The organism is Pseudomonas nitroreducens, from assembly GCF_014204515.1.
Taxonomy (GTDB): domain Bacteria; phylum Pseudomonadota; class Gammaproteobacteria; order Pseudomonadales; family Pseudomonadaceae; genus Pseudomonas; species Pseudomonas nitritireducens_A.
In genome coordinates this window covers 191,791-207,863 of the sequence record NZ_JACHLI010000004.1, presented here as the reverse complement: position 1 = coordinate 207,863, position 16,073 = coordinate 191,791, and the positions used below count along the sequence as shown (strand labels likewise).

The following is a 16,073-nucleotide window of genomic DNA, read 5'->3' as shown; positions in this document are numbered from 1 at the left end:
GGCAACCACACAAGGAGGCTGGGGCCGTGGAATCCCTGTACTTCTCGCCGATGCTGCTCGGCCTCAACCTGATGCTCGCCAGCGCCATCGCCTGTACCGGCCTCTGGTACTTCGCCCGTCCCTATCGCGGCCCCGGCCTGTGGATGGGCGGCGCCTGGACGCTGATCCTCGGCATCCTGCTGTTCATGGGCTTCATGGCCAGCGGCAACAAGCTGCTGAACATCTCCGGCAACGCCATCCAGCTGGCCGGCGAAGCGCTGCTGATGCTGGGCATCTACCGCTTCCTCGGCCTGCCGCCGCCCTGGTGGACGGTACCCGCCAGCGCCGCCACCATGAGCCTGGCGCTCAGTTGGCACTGGTGGGTTGCGCCGATCAACTCCGAATACCTGATCGCCATCTACGCCACCATCGGCGGCCTGTTGCCGATCCAGGCGAGCCTGGTCCTGCTGCGCGCCCCCGGTGAAAGCGAGCTGCGCGGGGTGCGCCGCTTCGTGGCCGTGGCGCTGGGCGCCTATGCGCTGGTCACCCTGGCGCGCGCTGCAATCGGCCTGCACGATGGCCTGCAGGGTATCGAACACGCCGATGTCACGCGCTCCTTCAGCTACCTGCTGCCCTACAACTTCGGCGTGCCGCTGTGGGTCATCGCGCTGGTCGGCATGGCGCTGATGACCATGCGCCGCATCCTCGCCGACAGCCAGCGCCACGCCAGCGAGGCCTCCGCCAGTGCCGAGCGTTTCGAGCGCCTGATGCAGGTCGCCAATGCCGGCATGCTGGTGCTGCGCGATGGCAAGGTGATGGATGCCAACCCGATGCTCGAACGCATGCTGCTCTGGCCCCGTGAGCGACTGCTCGGTGAAGATTTCAGCGAACTCTTCGTCCGTGAGGCGCAGGAAGACCTGCACCAGCTGCTCGCCGCTGCGGACGGCCAGCCCCACGACATCCTCGCCATGCGCGACGACGGCAGCACCTTCGCCGCCGAGCTGAGCATCGAGCCTCTGGCTGGAGGGCAACGGGTTGCGGAAATCCGCGACGTCAGCCACCACAAGGCGCTGGAGAACCAGCTGCGCCAACTGGCCACGCTCGATCCGCTGACCAGCGCGCTCAACCGCCGGGCCTTCCAGGCCCAGGCCGAACGCGAGCTGGCCCGCAGCGCGCGCTACGGCTCGCCCTTGAGCCTGGCAGTGCTCGACCTCGACCACTTCAAGCGCATCAACGACCAGTATGGCCACGCCGCCGGAGATCGCGTCCTCTGCCAGTTCAGCGAGCTGTGCCGGCGACAGGCCCGCAGCACCGATCTGTTCGCCCGCTTCGGCGGCGAGGAGTTCGTTTTCCTGTTGCCCAGTACCGACGCCGAAGCCGCCTGGCACTTCCTCGACCGGCTGCGGGAAAGCCTGCAGGACCTGCGCCTGGATATCGAAGGTGGCGAGCTGAGGGTCAGTGTCAGCATCGGGCTGGTCTCGGCCGGACCAACCTGCGATCTCACGCAACTGCTCGAGCGCGCCGACCAGGCCCTGTACCAGGCCAAGGCCAATGGTCGCAACCGCCTGGAAAGCGCGGACAGCTGAGCGTTCAGAGAATCCCGTCGCGCCGCAGGTAGTCGCGCAGGTGTTCGATGAACGCATGAATCTTGCGCGTGGCCCGGCGGTTGCTCGGGTACACCGCGAGGATCTGCGCGCCGAAGGTATCCGGCTCGAAGAAGTAATCGTCCAGCACCGTCTCCAGCCGTCCGCTGCGCAGGTGTTCCAGCACGCTCCAGTGCGGGCACGGCAGCAGGCCGTGCCCGGCCAGGCAGGCGGTGAGCAGCACGGCCTGGTTATCGCTGTTCAGGCGGCCATTGCGTGGGGTGGAGAAGCGCTCGCCCTCGACATCGAACCACCAGCGATCATCCAGCGCCGGATGGCGGTAGACCAGGCAATCGTGGTCGACGATCTCGCTCGGATGCCGCGGAGTGCCGCGCCGCGCCAGGTAGGCCGGGCTGGCGCACATGATCAGGCGGCTCTCGGCCAGGGGTTGGGCGATCAGCCCCGGCAGGTCGCTGTTGCCCATGCGCAGGGCCAGGTCGTAGCGGCCGTCGAGCAGGTCGACGTAGCTGTCGGAGAGGTCCACCTGCAGGCGCACGTCCGGGTGCAGGTCGAGGAATTCGGCGCAGGCCTGGTCGAGGAACACCGGACCGACGATCAGCGGCCCGGTGATGCGCAGCACGCCGCGCAGGCTGTGTTGCAGCTGGGCGATTTCCTCGGTGGTCTCGCGCATCCGCGCCAGCACCTCGCGGGCGCCATCCAGGTAGAGCTGACCGGCTTCGGTGAGCGACATGCTCCGCGTGGTGCGCTCGAACAGGCGCGCGCCGACTTCGTTTTCCAGCTGGCCGACCGCCTTGGTCACCGCCGAGGGCGTCTTGCCCATCTGCTCGGCGGCGCGGCTGAAGCTGCCGGTCTCGGCACTGGCGACGAACATCGCCAGGCTGCTGAATCTGTCCATCGTCATTAGTGCCAATCCTTCACAAGTGTTATGCCCATTGGCGACTTCCGCCGACGCCTGCGCCCCATTAGCCTGCGCCGCAGACCAACAATAATCCATCGCAAAGCAGAGGGAAGTCATGCACGGCATGCTCAAGGGCGCGCTGGCGCTCGCCATCGCACTCGGCACTTTTGAAGCTCAGGCACAGAACGCGGACCTGATCCTGTACAACGCCAAGGTCTTCACCGCCGAGCCCGGCCAGCCCTTGCAGCAGGCCGTGGCAGTGGCCGGCGGCAAGGTGCTGCAGGTGGGCTCCAACGAAGACATCCGCAAGCTCGCCGGCAGCGCCAGCAAGCAGGTCGACCTGGGCGGCAAGGTGTTGATGCCCGGTTTCATCGACAGCCATTCGCACTCCATCTTCGGCGGCCTGGAGCTGATCTCCGCCAGCCTGCAGGACGAGCAGATGGACCTCGACGCCTTCGAGAAGCGCCTGAAGCAGGACCGCGACAGCGGCAAGGCGAAGGTGGGCGACACCGTGGTGATGAACGGCATGAACTCCACCTACTGGTCCCAGGCCGACGGCCTGGCCCAGCGCCTGAACCACGGCGAATGGGCGAAGGTGCCGGTGATCCTGATCGGCAGCGACCACCACACCGCCTGGGCCAACAGCGCCATGCTCGAACGCGCCAAGCTCGACGCAACGCGGGTCCGCGGCCTGAGCGCGCTGGAGCAGGGCAACATCACCCACGACAAGGACTTCAACCCCACCGGCTTCCTGGTGGATTCGGGCTTCGACCTGGTGGCCGCCGCCATGCCCGCCGCCAGCCCGGAAGTCATGGACCGCGCCGGCCGCGCCGCGGTGAAGTACAACAACAGCCTGGGCATCACCGCCTGGATGGACCCGGCCGCCAACGGCAACCCGGGAGAGCCGATCTTCAACATCAAGCCCACCGAGAAGACCGTCGGCGTACTGCCGGTGTACCGCGACCTGGCGAAAAACGGCGAGCTGTCCGCCCACGTCGCCGCGCTGCTGGTGGTCAATCCGCAGAGCCGCCCGGCCGACCTGGACGTGATCGACAAGGTGCGCCAGCAGTTCCAGGGCATCCCCAACCTGACGCTGCCGGGGATCAAGGTCTTCGCCGATGGCGTGATCGAATTCCCGGCGCAGTCCGCCGCGCTGCTGGAGGAGTACAAGAACAGCCACAAGCCGGGCGAGCTGCTGATCGATCCGAAGCACTTCGGCGAGCTGGTCAGCGCCGCCGATGCCCGTGGCTGGTTGGTGCACATCCACGCCATCGGCGACCGCGCGGTGCGCGAATCGCTCAACGGCTTCGCCCAGGCGCGCAAGGACCGGCAGAGCGGCGTGACCCACTCGATCACCCACCTGCAACTGGTCAACCCCAAGGACTTCGCGCGCTTCAAGCAGCTCAACGTGATCGCCTCGATGCAGCTCGACTGGGCCGCCGCCGAGCCCTACACCGTCGAGCTGGTGAAGCCCTACATCGCCGACGAGGCCTACCGCTACATGTACCCGGCCAAGTCGCTGCTGGACAACGGCGCCACCATCGCCGGCGCCAGCGACTGGCCAGTGTCCACCCCCGACCCGCTGAAGGCCATCTACCAGGCGGTCACCCGCAAGGGCGAGGAAGGCGTGCTCAACGCCGCCGAGCGCGTGGACCGGCAGACCATGTTCTACGCCTACACCCGCAACGCCGCGCAGACCATCGGCCTGGGCGACAGGATCGGCACCCTGGCTCCCGGCAAGCAGGCCGACATGGTGGTGCTCGACCGCGACGTGTTCAGCGTGCCCGACCAGCAACTGGACGAGGCCCGCGTACTGCGCACCCTGTTCGAAGGCCGCGAAGTCTACCGCGCCGACGATCAACCGGCTCTGTAAGGAGCCGGGCTCCTGCGCCGGGGCGTGAACACCCCCGGCGCCCTGCCCGCCAGCCCAGCCCTCCCTGAAAGCTCCTCGGCAAAGCCGGAGGGCCGGTGCTGCGCGGGATTTTTCTTCTGCCCACAGACAATCACAACAAAGGGACTCCCCGTATGAATCGCCCCAACTGGCTGGTCGGCGCGCTGCTCGCCTGCGCCCCGCTCTCCTCCGCCCTGGCCGTCGACCTGGGCCATGGCTTCGCCGTGCAGATCGACGCCACCGTGGCCAGCGACTACCGCACCCGCGGCATCTCCCAGACCCAGGGCGACCCGACCGCCCAGGTCGGCGCCACGCTGCAGCACGCCTCGGGCGCCTACCTGGGCGTCTGGACCTCCAACGTCGATTTCGGCGCCGACTTCAAGACCCGCCAGGAAGTGGACTACTACGGCGGTTTCTACTGGCAGGCCAACGACGGCATCGCCCTGGACCTGGGCTACATCAAGTACGCCTATCCCAAGGAGAGCCAGTTCAACCAGAGCGACACCTACGCCATCCTGCACGCCTACGGCTTCGAGGTGGGCGCGTACTACGGCAAGGACTACCCCACCTATTTCGGCGAGGACCAGGCCAACCTCTACACCTACCTGGCCTACAACGCCGAGCTGCCGGCGGAGTTCAAGCTGCGCGTGCGCTATGGCCGCAACGACGCCAAGGACCCGCTCTACCTCTCCGGCGATGGCAGTACCCGCGACACCTACCACGAATGGGAGGCCAAGCTGAGCCACGAACTGGTGGGCCTGGACTGGGCGGTGAGCTACATCGATACCGACCTGTCGCAGAACGAATGCCGCACGCAGTACGGCTTCGGCGACGTGTGCACGGCCACGGTGGTGGCCAGCGTGTCGAAGAGCTTCTAACGCGAGGAGAAGGGGCGCGACGCGTGCGCGCCTCGTTCGCCCAGCAGGGCGATGGCGCACAGGGCCAGGGCGGCGATGTTGGTGGACACCGGATTGAAGGCGCCCAGCAGCAGTTCGGGAGCGAACAGCGCCACGTCCACCAGCAGCCCCAGCAGCGCGGCCGCGGCCAGCCACAACGGCCAGCGGCTGCGGCGCAGCAGCAGGATGGCCAAGGCCAGGACGATCTCCACGGCACCGGCAACCTGGGCGATGCGCAGGGTCGACAGCGGCCAGTCGTGGGCCTCGATCATCCGCACTTCATCCGGGCTGAGGAACAGCAGCTTGGGCACCAGCCCGTGGTAGAGAAACACCAGGCCCAGCGCCAGGCGCGCAATGGCCGCGCTAGTCATTGCCGAGGAAGCGCCCACGGTACTGCGGCGACGGCACCAGGCAACTCTCTTCGCGGCCGAACAGGCGATAGCGGTTGAGCGCAATGCGGTCGTAGCCCCAGTCACGCAGCGGCCGGGGGATCAGCCAGAGCACCCGCAACCAGTGCCACGGTGCCGGCAACTGACCGACCACCCGCAGGAAGGCGTCGCTGCGCTCGAAGCCCTGGCGGCCATCGACGTAGAGCATGGTGTCGAAGTATTCGGTGGGCAGGCCGAACCAGTCGAGGATCGCCTGGCCTTCGGCGGACTGCACGCTGCACAGCTTGATCCGGCGTTCGCGGTCGTGGCGCAGGAGAAAGCGGCTCCAGCCGTTGCACAGCCGGCAGGTGCCGTCGAACAGCACGACCTTGTCGTCGGGCTGCATGAAAGGGGGCAGAGCCATGGCGTCGTCTCCAGTTCCCTGATGCGCCAACTGTGCCCGTGCTGTGTGACAAGTCCTGTGCTTCATCGCTCATCCATTGGCGAGTGAGTACAAACGGTATTCGACCCAGCCCGGCCCCAGCCGCCCCTCGCCCACCGCCAACTGGTGGTTGAGCCAGCGGTAGCGCTCATCGCCCACTTCGAAGCGTGGCTGGATCATGAAATAGGTATCGCCGAACTCGGTGCTGTCGCCCCGCGAGACCGCGTGGATGATCTTCGGATTGGCCACCAGCAGCCCGTTGTGCTGCATCAGGATACGCGCGCCGTCGTCGGTGCGCAGCACCAGGCGCACTTCCAGGTGCCAGCCGCCGTCGCTGTCCACCAGGATCCAGTCGCCGCCGCCGGGCAGCACCTCGCCGCTCAGGCGCCGGCCCTTGAAGGTGCCGCCGCCGGCTGCCGAGATCAGTCGCTGCCCCTGCGGGACGCGACCGATCTCCAGCGGTACGCTGGCCTTCACGTTCATCTCCATCAGCGGTTCGAGCTTCATCGCACGACTCCTGCGCCTGGTTCTCACGAATGCCTCAGTAAAGCAGCCGTACCAGCGCGCAGCCATCAGGCGCCGAAGCGATAACGCAGCAAACGGCCCATGCGACGCAGCGCCGGGATGGCCAGGGTGATCTCGTAGAGCAGGCGCATGCCCAGCGAAAGCCGGGCGATCTGCTCGCGGTCGTAGGCCGCGATGGCCTCGCTGAAGCGCAGGGCCGGCACCTGCTGCTCCAGCTCCCAGGGCTCGTCGATACCCCAATGCAGCACGGCGCCGGTGCGGCGGATCATCGGGTTCCACTGCAGCAGGCGGATGCCCAGGCGGCTGTAGCCGTCGAAGAGCAGCTCGCCGCCGCCGAAGTGGGCGGTCAGCGAGCGCAGCAGCCAGAACACCTCCTCGGTCTCGATATAGGGCAGCACGCCCTCGGCCACCAGCAGCACCGGTCTCCCGGTCGGCACCGCACGCCACCAGTCCGGCGCGGTCAGCGGAGTCGCCAGCAGGTGACAGTTCTCCCGCGGCGGATACAGCTTTTCGCGCAGGGCGATCACCTGGGGAAAGTCCACCTCGAACCACTGCACGCCGGAGGGCGGATCGATGCGAAATACCCGGCTATCCAGCCCGCAGCCCAGTTGCAGCACCACGCAGGAAGGATGGCGGGCAAGGAAGTCGCGTACCCAGTCGTCGAACAGCTTGGCCCGCAGCGCGATGCCCACCTGTTCGGCACGGCCGATGCGCAGGCGGGCGAAGTCGTAGTCGATCTGCGCCACGGCCTGCCGCGAGAAATGATCACGCAGCAGGCTGTCGGGCAGCTCGCTCTCCTTCGCCTTGGCGTAGAGGGTGATCAGCAGGGTTTCCGGCGTGCCACGCAGGGCAATGCGTTCCACGTCAGTCGTGCAGGTAGTAGAGCTTGTTGACGATCTGCCAGCCGTTGCCGATCTGCAGCAGCGACAGGTAGTCGGTGAAGTGCAGGCCCATGAACTCGTCGGTGACCTTGGCTATCGCACTGTCGCCGGTGACATCCAGCGATTTGAGTTCCCACACCGGTGGCGCGCCGTCACTGGGCGGCGACTCGGCCTTGATCGCAGCGATGAACTCGTCCAGCGACGCCCACTCCAGCGCGCCGTGGTAGTTGCCGATGATCCGGCAGGACGGATGGAAGGCCTGGCGCAGGCGCGACTCGTCGCCGAAGGTCATGCCCTCGACGTACTCCGTCAGCACGCGGTTGATGGCGGCGCTGTCCGCCGTGTAGTTGCCCATCGCTGCAGCCCTCCCCGGTCGGTGATCCATGGGGCAAGGCTAGCACCGCACCCCGGTCGCGCCCTGGCGCGCGACGACCGGGGTGTCGGGTTCAGACCACCGCCAGGTGCCGTTTGCGCGTCGGCGGCGGGAAGGCGGCGTCGAGGGCTTCGAGGTCCTCGGGTGTCAGGCGCAGCTCCAGTGCGGCGGCGTTGTCACGCACATGCAGCGGCTCGACGGCCTTGGGGATGGCGATCACGCCCGGCTGGTGGATCAGCCAGGCCAACGCCACGCGCGCCGGGGTGGCGTCGTGGCGGCCGGCAATATCGGCCAGCACGCGGTGGCGCAGCAGCTTGCCGCCTTGGCCTACCGGGCAGTACGCCATGAGCGGCATGCGCTCCTCCTGGCACCAGGGCAGCAGGTCCCACTCGATGCCGCGCTCCTCCAGGCTGTATTGCACCTGGTTGCTGGCGCAGGCCGGTTCGTTCAGCTCCTGCAGGTCGTCGAGATCGAAATTGGACACACCCCAGCGCTTGATCTTGCCGGCTTCGCGCAGGCGCTCGAAGGCGTCGACGGTTTCCTCCAGCGGATACTGGCCGCGCCAGTGCAGCAGGTAGAGGTCCAGGCAGTCGGTGCCCAGGCGCCGCAGACTGCGCTCGCAGGCTTCGGGGATGCCGCGGCGGCTGGCGTTGTGCGGGTAGACCTTGCTGACCAGGAAGACCTGGTCGCGCAGGCCGACCAGCGCCTCGCCGACCACCTCTTCCGAACCGCCCTCGCCGTACATCTCGGCGGTGTCGATCAGGGTCAGGCCGCGCTCGACGCCTTCACGCAGGGCGGCGACCTCGCGCTTGCGCTGGAAGCTGTCTTCGCCCATGCGCCAGGTGCCCTGGCCGATGGCGGGAACGGCGGTGCCGTCGGCGAATACCACAGTGTTCATCTCGTGCTCCTTCTTGCGCTTGTGTTGGGGACACGGGGCCAGCCGCCCGAAACCGGGCGACGGGCACACAGGGTAGCGCAGAAGCCGGAGCCGGGTGGTCGATCAGCGGTTGGTCTGCAGATTGCGCCGCGCGGCGTGGCGCTCGATGGCCAGGTCGATCAGGCGGCTGACCAGCTCGCTGTAGGTCATCCCGGCGGCCTGCCAGAGCTTGGGGTACATGCTGATGCGGGTGAAGCCGGGCAGCGAGTTCAGCTCGTTGATCAGCACCTCGCCCGTCTCGGTGAGGAACACATCGACCCGCGCCAGCCCGGAGCACTCCAGGGCGACGAAGGCGTCCACGGCGAGCTGGCGGATGCGCTCGCTGGCCTCGGCCGGAATATCCGCCGGCACCACGACCTTGGCCGCGTCCTCGTCGATGTACTTGCTGTCGTAGGAGTAGAAGCCGCTGCCGACGACGATCTCGCCGCAGCCGCTGGCGATCGGTTGCTCGTTGCCCAGCACCGCGCACTCGATCTCGCGGCCCTGCACGGCGGCCTCCACCAGCACCTTGTCGTCGAAGGCCAGCGCCAGACGCACGGCTTCGTCATAGGCGGCCTGGTCCTCGACCTTGCTCACGCCCACCGAGGAGCCCATGTTCGCCGGCTTGATGAACAGCGGCAGGCCGAGCTTGCGCTGCGCTTCGGCAAACGGCGTGCGCGCGGCGCTGGCGCGATTCAGGCTGATGAACGGGGTGATGGCGATACCGGCGTCGCGCAGCAGGCGCTTGCTCACATCCTTGTCCATGCAGATCGCCGAACCGAGCACGTCGGAGCCGACGAAAGGAATGTCGGCCATGCGCAGCAGGCCCTGCAGACAGCCGTCCTCGCCCTGGGTGCCGTGGACGATGGGGAAGATCACGTCGACATGATCGAGCAGCTGGCGGCTGCCGGTTTCCACCAGTTGCTGCTCGGCCTTGCCCGGCACCACGGCGAGTTCGCGGTTGGAGCGGTTGAGGGCGATCAGCGCGGGGTTTTCCTGGTTGAGCAGGTAGTCGGAGGCATCGTTGAGGTGCCAGCGGCCGTCCTTGTCGATACCGATCAGCACCGGCTCGAAGCGCTCGCGGTCCAGGGCATCGACGATGTTCTTCGCCGATTGCAGGGACACCTCGTGTTCCGCCGAACGCCCACCGAAAATCACCCCAACGCGCAACTTGCCCATGACAGCCTCCGAATAATCGATGGGCGTTTCTAACACGGGCTCCGGTGCTTGGGTAGGAGCAGTGGCGAGCGAACAGACGAGCCGTTTCCCTTTCAGAAACCTTCCAGCGCCTGTGCCAGTTCGCGGGCAGCCTCGCCACTGTGTACGCCGGGGAACAGGTGGGTGAACGGCAGCGCCACGAAGCGCCCTTCGCGCACTGCGCGTAGCTGGGAGAGCACTGGATCGGCGCGCAGCGTGCGGACTTTCTGCGCGGCCGTGGACCACAGCGCATCGGCCAGCAGGATCACGTCCGGGTCGCGCGCCAGCAGTTGTTCGGTGCTGGCGGTGAAGCCGCCCAGGTCGACGTCCTCGAACAGGTTGTGCGCGCCGGCAGCGTGCAACAGTTGGGTCACCACACCGCGCCGCCCCTGGCTCTCCAGTCCGTTGCTGGCGCTGTCGAGGTAGAAGACTTCCAGCGGCTTGCTCCCGACGAAAAGGCGGCGTGCTTCGGCCAGTTCGGCGCGTTGCCGGCGGATCAGTTGCTGCGCCCGCTTCGTCTCGCCGAGCATATCGCCCAGGGTCTGCAGGTCGGTCTCGACGCCTGCGAACAGATCGTTCTGCCAAACCCCACAGCCGGCATCCAGCAGGTAGCTGGCGACGCCATGCTCGCCCAGTTCCTCGCGGGACAGGTTGCCCAGGCGGAAGGCCGAGGCGAAGCCGGCCACCACCAGGTCCGGCCGCTGCGCGTAGACCGCTTCGGCCGATGGATACTGGCGTGACAGCAACGGCACGCCGCGATAGCGGCCATCGGCAATGTCCAGATCATCATCGATGTAGGCGACGCCGATCAGCCGCTTCCCTACGCCCAGCGCCAGCAACAGATCAGCCGCGTGCTGGTTGAGGGCGAGGATGCGTTGCGGCGGATGGTCGATGCTCCAGGTCTGGGCGCAGTTGCGGTAGTCCTGCGCAGAGGCCGTCGCCAGGCTCAGCATCAGCGCCACCGTGAGCCCCAGGGTTAGCCTGTAGGAACGAGGGGGACGCCTAGTCATTGCTCGCGAACCCTCCCAGGCACCCCAGGCATCAAGCGGTTCGCGAGCAAGGACTGGGGCGTCCCCCTCGATCCTACGAAAAACGTGCGCGTCATGGCTCGTCCACCCGCAATTCTGCCACCGGCACACCATCACGCAGATGCTCCACCACCACCCGGCAGACCTGCTCATCGTTGCGCAGGCCATACCAGACCCGCTCGGGATACACCGTCAGCAGCGGCCCGCGATTGCAGGGAAACTGGCAGCCGGTGCGGGTCAGCAACGCGCCCTCGGCGTTCTCGTAGAGGTCGTGGCGGATCAGCTCGCGGCGCAAGGTCTTCCACAATGGCAATGCTCCGCGCCGCACGCAGCGCGGCCCAGTGCAGAGGAACAGATGGTGCCGATGCGGCGGCGGCGCCGACCAGTCCGGCTGCGACGGCACCGCGCCGACGCCCTGGCAATCCAGCTGCTGCGCCGGATCACCGATAGCCGCCAGTACTGCTATCGCGTCCAGCCCGCGGCGGCCGAGCGCGGAGGCGGTCACCTTCGGTGGCAGCGCCTGGGGATGTTCTTCCCACAGCGCGGCCAGCTCGGCGCGCAGCCAGTCGAGATAGGCCCCGTCGGCAGTCGGCTCCAGATCAACCAGCAGCAGCTCGGCGCCGTCTGCCAACACCTCGCGCAGCCGCGCCCAGAGCGTCTCGAAGCCCTCGCCGGTGTCGACGGACTCGACACCGGCGTGACGCGCCGACACCTCGCGGTGCAGGCGCTCGCCCTGGGCGCCGGCCAGCGGGCCGACCAGCAGGATGGTGCGCATCAGAAGCTGAAGGTGTAGCGCAGCTCGGCGGTGCGCGGCCGGCCGAGGTTGTCCACCTGGCGGATGCCGTTGCTGGTGCGGCCGGTGGCGTAGTCGCGGTCCAGCAGGTTCTCCAGCAGCAGGCTCAGGCGATGGGCATGGGCGACGTCGAGGTAGCGGTAGGCATCGCCGTCGAGCACGGTGTAATGGCCGTAGTCGTCGTCCTGGGCGCTGACGATGGAGCCGACATAACGCGTGGCCAGGCCGGCGCCCCAGAGGTCGTCGTCATAGCCCAGTCGCACGCGGGTGAAGAAGTGCGGGATGTTGTTCACCGTCACGCCCTCGCGGCTGTCCACCAGGTTGCGCGTGGCATCGGCGGACACCTGCCAGTGCCGACCGAACTGCCACTGGCCGTTGGCTTCGACGCCGCGTACCTCGATCTCGCCATTGCCGTTCACCCACTGGTCACCGGCCAGGCTGATGAGGTCGGTGATCTTGCGGCGGAACAGGGTGACGCTGCCGCTCCACGGCTGCTCCAACAGCGCGCCGGTGTAGTCCAGGCCCAGCTCGGCGTTGCGGCTGCGCTCGGGCTTGAGGTCGCGGTTGCCCACTTCGTCGCCCGGCTCGTTGACGAACAGCTGCTCGGCGGTGGGCAGCTTGAAGGCGGTGCCGAACTGGCCGCGCAGCTTGAGCTGCTCGGTGAGGTCGTAGAGCGAAGTGAGCATCCACACGGTGGCGCCCTCGCCGCCGGAGATTTCCTCGCGGCGCACACCCAGGCTCGGGTGCCAGTCGGGCAGTGCCTCGATGTTCGGTCGCAGCTGGGCGTACAGCGCGTGGGATTCGGCCTTGTCGTTGTCGATGATCAGCACATCGTCCTGGCCCTTGTACCACTGGTTGTCGCTGCCGAAGACCAGCTCGTGGCCACCACCCAAACGCGCCTTGCCTTCGAGCTGCGCGCCCCAGTCGGTGAAGCCCCAGTAATCGTTGTGGTTGAGCACCTGGGTGCCGCCGCCCTGCAGGTTGTAGACGCGGTCGTAGCGGGTGTCCCAGTCGTTGATGTGGGTCTTGGCGAACCAGCTGAAATCGTCGCTGACACTCTGCTGGAAGGTCGCCGTGGCGATCTGCTGCACGCGGTTGTTGCTGGTGTGGTGGTTGGAGGTCGGCCGGGCGAAGTCCAGTTCGGCGTCGGCGTACTGGTAGAACAGCTCCAGGCGCGAGGCGGCGCCGATGGCCTGGATGGCCTTGGCGCCGAACACGTTGACGTCGTAGGAGCGGCGCTTGTCGCTCACTGTGTCGGTCATGTCGCGGTCGCGGAACGGCTGGTAACCGTCGGAGCGGTTGTGGCTGACGTAGGCCATCAGGCCGAGATCGCCCAGGCCGTTCTGCACGATCTTCTCGGCGCGGGCATCGCCGCTGCGGCCCTTGAAGGTGTCCAGGCCCAGGTTCACTTCGCCGGAGGCCTCACGGCTGCGCGCGCTGCGGGTGACGATGTTGATCACCCCGGACACCGCCTGGGTGCCGAACAGCAGGCCCTGGCCACCCTTGAGCACCTCGATGCGCTCCACCGCGGTGGTCGGCAGGGTGTCGATGTAGATGCCGCCATACAGGCGGTTGTTCAGCCGTACGCCGTCCAGCAGGATCAGCGTGTCGTCGTTGCGGCCGCCCAGCAGCGAGTAGGTGCCGTAGTCGAACGGGCCGTTCTTCGGCGCGACGAACAGGCCGGGCACGTACATCTGCAGGACGCGGGTGATGTCGGCGCTGGGGCCGGCGCGTTCGATCTGCTGGCGGTCGATGACCTCCAGCTTGCTGCCGAAGCGGGCCATGTCGGAGACGGTGGTGGACTCCACCGAGGGCGCGCTGACGATTTCGTCGGCCAGGTCCAGCGGTGCCGCCGCCAGGTGCGAGCCGAAGACACAGAGAGGTAGAACGGGACTCCAGCGCAGGACGCGCCGGTTCAGGAGCAGAGGAAGTTGCAAGGTGATCGCCTCGAAATCAGGATTTCGCAGGCGGCGCAGCGAGGCCCGGAACGAGCGCGCCCCGGAAACCGGCTCACGCCCGCCCACCGCGGGTTTGCCAAACAGGTTCCAGGCCGGTCTCCGGGCTTGCGAGGGTCATGAAACATCCGCCTTCCCATGCCTGAGCACAGTGGCCTAGTGGATGTTTCGCTCGCTTACCGTTGCGGGGGCAGCGCCGGACTGATCGCACGAAGGCGACGCACCGGCTTCCCGTTTCACCCCACGCACGGCGGCGGGGGGCACCTGAAACGGGGCGCATCTGAACATTCGACGGTTGGCAGCGTCAAGCGCGGGGGTTGGCAGGATGTTGCGGATATGGCCCTGGCGAGCGCGGTCAGTGCCAGGGATCGTAGGTGCCGAAGCTCCAGATATGCCCTTCCGGATCACGACAGGTGAAGCCCTGGCCGCCGTAGTCCTCGTCCTTGATGTCGATGACGATCTGCGCGCCGCCATCCACCGCCGCGCGGTACAGCGCCTCGGCATCCTTCACCACCACGTAGATGCTCTGGGTGCAGCCACCGATCTCGTCGGGCTGGCGCATCAGCCGGCCGTACTCGTTGTCGTGCAGCGAGCCGAGCATCACCAGTCCGCTGCCGTCTTCCAGCGCCAGCTGCGCGTGGGCGATGCCGCCGTGGTCATCGGCGACCACCAGTTGCCGCTGGAATCCGAAGGTTGCACACAGCCAGTCGATGGCCTGGGGCGCATCGCGGTAGCGCAGGCAGGGAATAACGCTGGGACGGGCAAGGGGAGCGGGCGTGGACATGGCGATCTCCAGGACGGAACGGGCGCAATGTTTCCAGCATAGTCGCCCGTCTTTCGCTCCTCGTCGCTGGGGCGACCAGCAGTGGCGGGCACATCGAAGCGCAATTTCCTGCAAGACCGTTCGCGGCCGCCACCGTAGCTTCTGGCAACCTCCATCAGAAGAGATAAACACCGTGACCGAACGCCAACCGATCAACCTGCAGGACAAGCTTTCGCGCATCACCGAGACCTGGCAGCCACGGGTGATCGCCGAGATGAACGACTACCAGTTCAAGGTAGTGAAGCTGTACGGCGACTTCGTCTGGCACAGCCACGCCGACACCGACGAGACCTTCATCGTGCTCGACGGCGAGCTGCGCATCGACTTCCGCGACGGCCCGCTGACCCTGCGCGCCGGCGAGCTGTACGTGGTGCCCCGCGGCGTGGAGCACAAGCCCTACGCCGAGCGGGAGGTGCAGCTGATGCTGATCGAACCGCGCGGCGTGCTGAATACCGGCGACGAGGGTGGCGAGCGCACGGCGGAGAATGATCGCTGGATTTGATCAGCTTTTGACGGGTACTTCCGCCGCTTTCACCCCGAACCGCTTGCGGTAATCGCTCGGCGCCATCCCGGTGATCTTGCGGAAGGTGCTGCGGAACGACCCCGGATCGAGGTAGCCGACCGTGTAGGCGATGTGGTCCACCGTGCCGTTGGTGAATTCCAGCAGCTCGCGCGCCTTGCCCACCCGCAGGTGCTGGCAGTATTCGGTGGGCTTGAGGCCGGTGGCGGCGCGGAAGCGGCGCAGGAAGGTGCGCTCCTCCAGCCCGGCCTGGGCGGCCATGGCGGCAAGGCTCACATCCACCGCGCCGTTGCCCTGCAGCCAGTGCTGCACCTTGAGGATGGCGGCGTCGCCGTGGCCCAGCAGCGGCGCGAAGTTGCTGCCGCATTGCTGGGCGCTGTCGCTGTGCTCCACCACGAGAAAACGCGCGGTGCGGCTGGCGATGCTCGGGCCGAGCAGGCGATCGACGATGCGCAGGCCCAGCTCGGACCAGGCCATCAGCCCGGCGGAGGTGATCAGGTCGCCGTCGTCCACCATCGGCTTGTGCGGCTCCAGGCGCACCCGTGGGAAGCGTTGGGCGAAGGCTTCGGCGCCGCTCCAGTGGGCCGTGGCACTGCGCCCGTCGAGCAGCCCGGCCTCGGCCACCAGCAGGCCGCCGATACACACCGAGCCGACGATGGCGCCCTCGCCATGGCGTGCAGCGAGCCAGTCTGTGAGGTTGCGCAAGGGCGTGGCATCCGGCAGGCCGAACAGCGACGGCGGGACGAGCACGGCAACCAGCCGGCTGTCAGCACCTGGATGCGAATCAAAGACGCGCCGCGGTTCACCACCACCCTCGCCGGACCAGTGGCTGATGCGCAACGCCGGTAGCTGCTGCGCGGCCTCTTCGCCGGCGATCCGCTCGGCCACCGCGAACAGGTCGGTGAGCCCGTGCAGCGCCGCCGTCTGCACGCCGGGATAGAGCAGCAACCCGATCTCGACGACGCTTCGTTCCACAGCCATTGT

At 67.4% G+C, this 16,073-nt stretch carries 17 protein-coding genes and 1 riboswitch; of the genes, 4 read left to right on the top strand and 13 right to left on the bottom strand.

Going from position 1 to position 16,073, the window contains the following annotated elements; all coding sequences use genetic code 11:
- The first annotated feature begins 26 nt into the window (after positions 1–26).
- The gene (locus HNP46_RS07450; RefSeq protein ID WP_184587342.1) at positions 27–1,565 is read left to right on the top strand and encodes a GGDEF domain-containing protein; all 1,539 of its coding nucleotides are present in this window, start codon (positions 27–29) and stop codon (positions 1,563–1,565) included.
- Between the two features lie 4 nt (positions 1,566–1,569).
- On the opposite strand, the gene HNP46_RS07445 is transcribed toward HNP46_RS07450, so the two are convergent.
- Positions 1,570–2,478, bottom strand: a complete 909-nt coding sequence (locus HNP46_RS07445) for a LysR family transcriptional regulator (protein WP_184587588.1) — start codon at positions 2,476–2,478, stop codon at positions 1,570–1,572.
- Positions 2,479–2,596: 118 nt separating this feature from the next.
- On the opposite strand from HNP46_RS07445, the gene HNP46_RS07440 reads away from it, so the two are divergent.
- Together HNP46_RS07440 and HNP46_RS07435 are read left to right on the top strand one after the other, a co-directional pair.
- On the top strand, positions 2,597–4,354 hold the full coding sequence (locus tag HNP46_RS07440; RefSeq protein WP_184587340.1) for an amidohydrolase: 1,758 nt from the start codon (positions 2,597–2,599) through the stop codon (positions 4,352–4,354).
- A 152-nt stretch (positions 4,355–4,506) separates the two neighbouring features.
- Positions 4,507–5,250, top strand: a complete 744-nt coding sequence (locus tag HNP46_RS07435; RefSeq protein ID WP_184587338.1) for a TorF family putative porin — start codon at positions 4,507–4,509, stop codon at positions 5,248–5,250.
- Here HNP46_RS07435 and HNP46_RS07430 read toward each other — a convergent pair.
- From HNP46_RS07430 to HNP46_RS07380, 11 genes are all read right to left on the bottom strand, one after another.
- Entirely contained in the window at positions 5,247–5,639 is a 393-nt protein-coding gene (locus HNP46_RS07430) for a DoxX-like family protein (RefSeq protein ID WP_184587336.1), read from the bottom strand. The two genes, HNP46_RS07435 and HNP46_RS07430, sit on opposite strands and share 4 nt — an antisense overlap.
- Complete coding sequence (locus HNP46_RS07425; RefSeq protein ID WP_184587334.1) at positions 5,632–6,060, bottom strand: thiol-disulfide oxidoreductase DCC family protein; 429 nt, start codon at positions 6,058–6,060, stop codon at positions 5,632–5,634. Before HNP46_RS07425 ends, HNP46_RS07430 begins: the two co-directional genes overlap by 8 nt.
- Before the next feature lie 69 nt (positions 6,061–6,129).
- Positions 6,130–6,585, bottom strand: a complete 456-nt coding sequence (locus HNP46_RS07420; RefSeq protein WP_184587332.1) for a DUF3237 domain-containing protein — start codon at positions 6,583–6,585, stop codon at positions 6,130–6,132.
- Positions 6,586–6,650: 65 nt separating this feature from the next.
- On the bottom strand, positions 6,651–7,466 hold the full coding sequence (locus tag HNP46_RS07415; protein ID WP_184587330.1) for a class I SAM-dependent methyltransferase: 816 nt from the start codon (positions 7,464–7,466) through the stop codon (positions 6,651–6,653).
- Between the two features lies 1 nt (position 7,467).
- Positions 7,468–7,839: a nuclear transport factor 2 family protein gene (locus tag HNP46_RS07410; RefSeq protein ID WP_184587328.1), complete on the bottom strand. Its 372-nt coding sequence runs from the start codon at positions 7,837–7,839 to the stop codon at positions 7,468–7,470.
- A 91-nt stretch (positions 7,840–7,930) separates the two neighbouring features.
- Entirely contained in the window at positions 7,931–8,755 is an 825-nt protein-coding gene (locus HNP46_RS07405) for an aldo/keto reductase (RefSeq protein ID WP_184587326.1), read from the bottom strand.
- Between the two features lie 102 nt (positions 8,756–8,857).
- Positions 8,858–9,952 carry a D-alanine--D-alanine ligase gene (ddlA, locus tag HNP46_RS07400; protein WP_184587324.1) on the bottom strand — a complete coding sequence of 365 codons (1,095 nt, stop codon included), beginning with the start codon at positions 9,950–9,952 and terminating at the stop codon, positions 8,858–8,860.
- A gap of 92 nt (positions 9,953–10,044) precedes the next feature.
- The gene (locus tag HNP46_RS07395; RefSeq protein ID WP_260403105.1) at positions 10,045–10,980 is read right to left on the bottom strand and encodes an ABC transporter substrate-binding protein; all 936 of its coding nucleotides are present in this window, start codon (positions 10,978–10,980) and stop codon (positions 10,045–10,047) included.
- A 91-nt stretch (positions 10,981–11,071) separates the two neighbouring features.
- Positions 11,072–11,773: a (2Fe-2S) ferredoxin domain-containing protein gene (locus tag HNP46_RS07390; RefSeq protein WP_184587323.1), complete on the bottom strand. Its 702-nt coding sequence runs from the start codon at positions 11,771–11,773 to the stop codon at positions 11,072–11,074.
- Positions 11,773–13,650 (bottom strand): TonB-dependent receptor plug domain-containing protein, encoded by a 1,878-nt coding sequence (locus tag HNP46_RS07385; RefSeq protein ID WP_260403110.1) that lies wholly within the window; start codon positions 13,648–13,650, stop codon positions 11,773–11,775. The genes HNP46_RS07390 and HNP46_RS07385 overlap by 1 nt, the downstream gene beginning before the upstream one ends.
- A gap of 172 nt (positions 13,651–13,822) precedes the next feature.
- A riboswitch (cobalamin riboswitch) is annotated at positions 13,823–14,029 on the bottom strand.
- Between the two features lie 72 nt (positions 14,030–14,101).
- A complete protein-coding gene (locus HNP46_RS07380; protein ID WP_184587319.1) occupies positions 14,102–14,530 on the bottom strand; it encodes a VOC family protein in 429 nt (142 codons plus the stop codon).
- Between the two features lie 172 nt (positions 14,531–14,702).
- Between HNP46_RS07380 and HNP46_RS07375 the strand changes: the two genes are divergently transcribed.
- Positions 14,703–15,071 carry a cupin domain-containing protein gene (locus HNP46_RS07375; RefSeq protein ID WP_184587317.1) on the top strand — a complete coding sequence of 123 codons (369 nt, stop codon included), beginning with the start codon at positions 14,703–14,705 and terminating at the stop codon, positions 15,069–15,071.
- On the opposite strand, the gene HNP46_RS07370 is transcribed toward HNP46_RS07375, so the two are convergent.
- On the bottom strand, positions 15,072–16,070 hold the full coding sequence (locus tag HNP46_RS07370; RefSeq protein WP_184587314.1) for a GlxA family transcriptional regulator: 999 nt from the start codon (positions 16,068–16,070) through the stop codon (positions 15,072–15,074).
- Between the last annotated feature and the right edge of the window lie 3 nt (positions 16,071–16,073).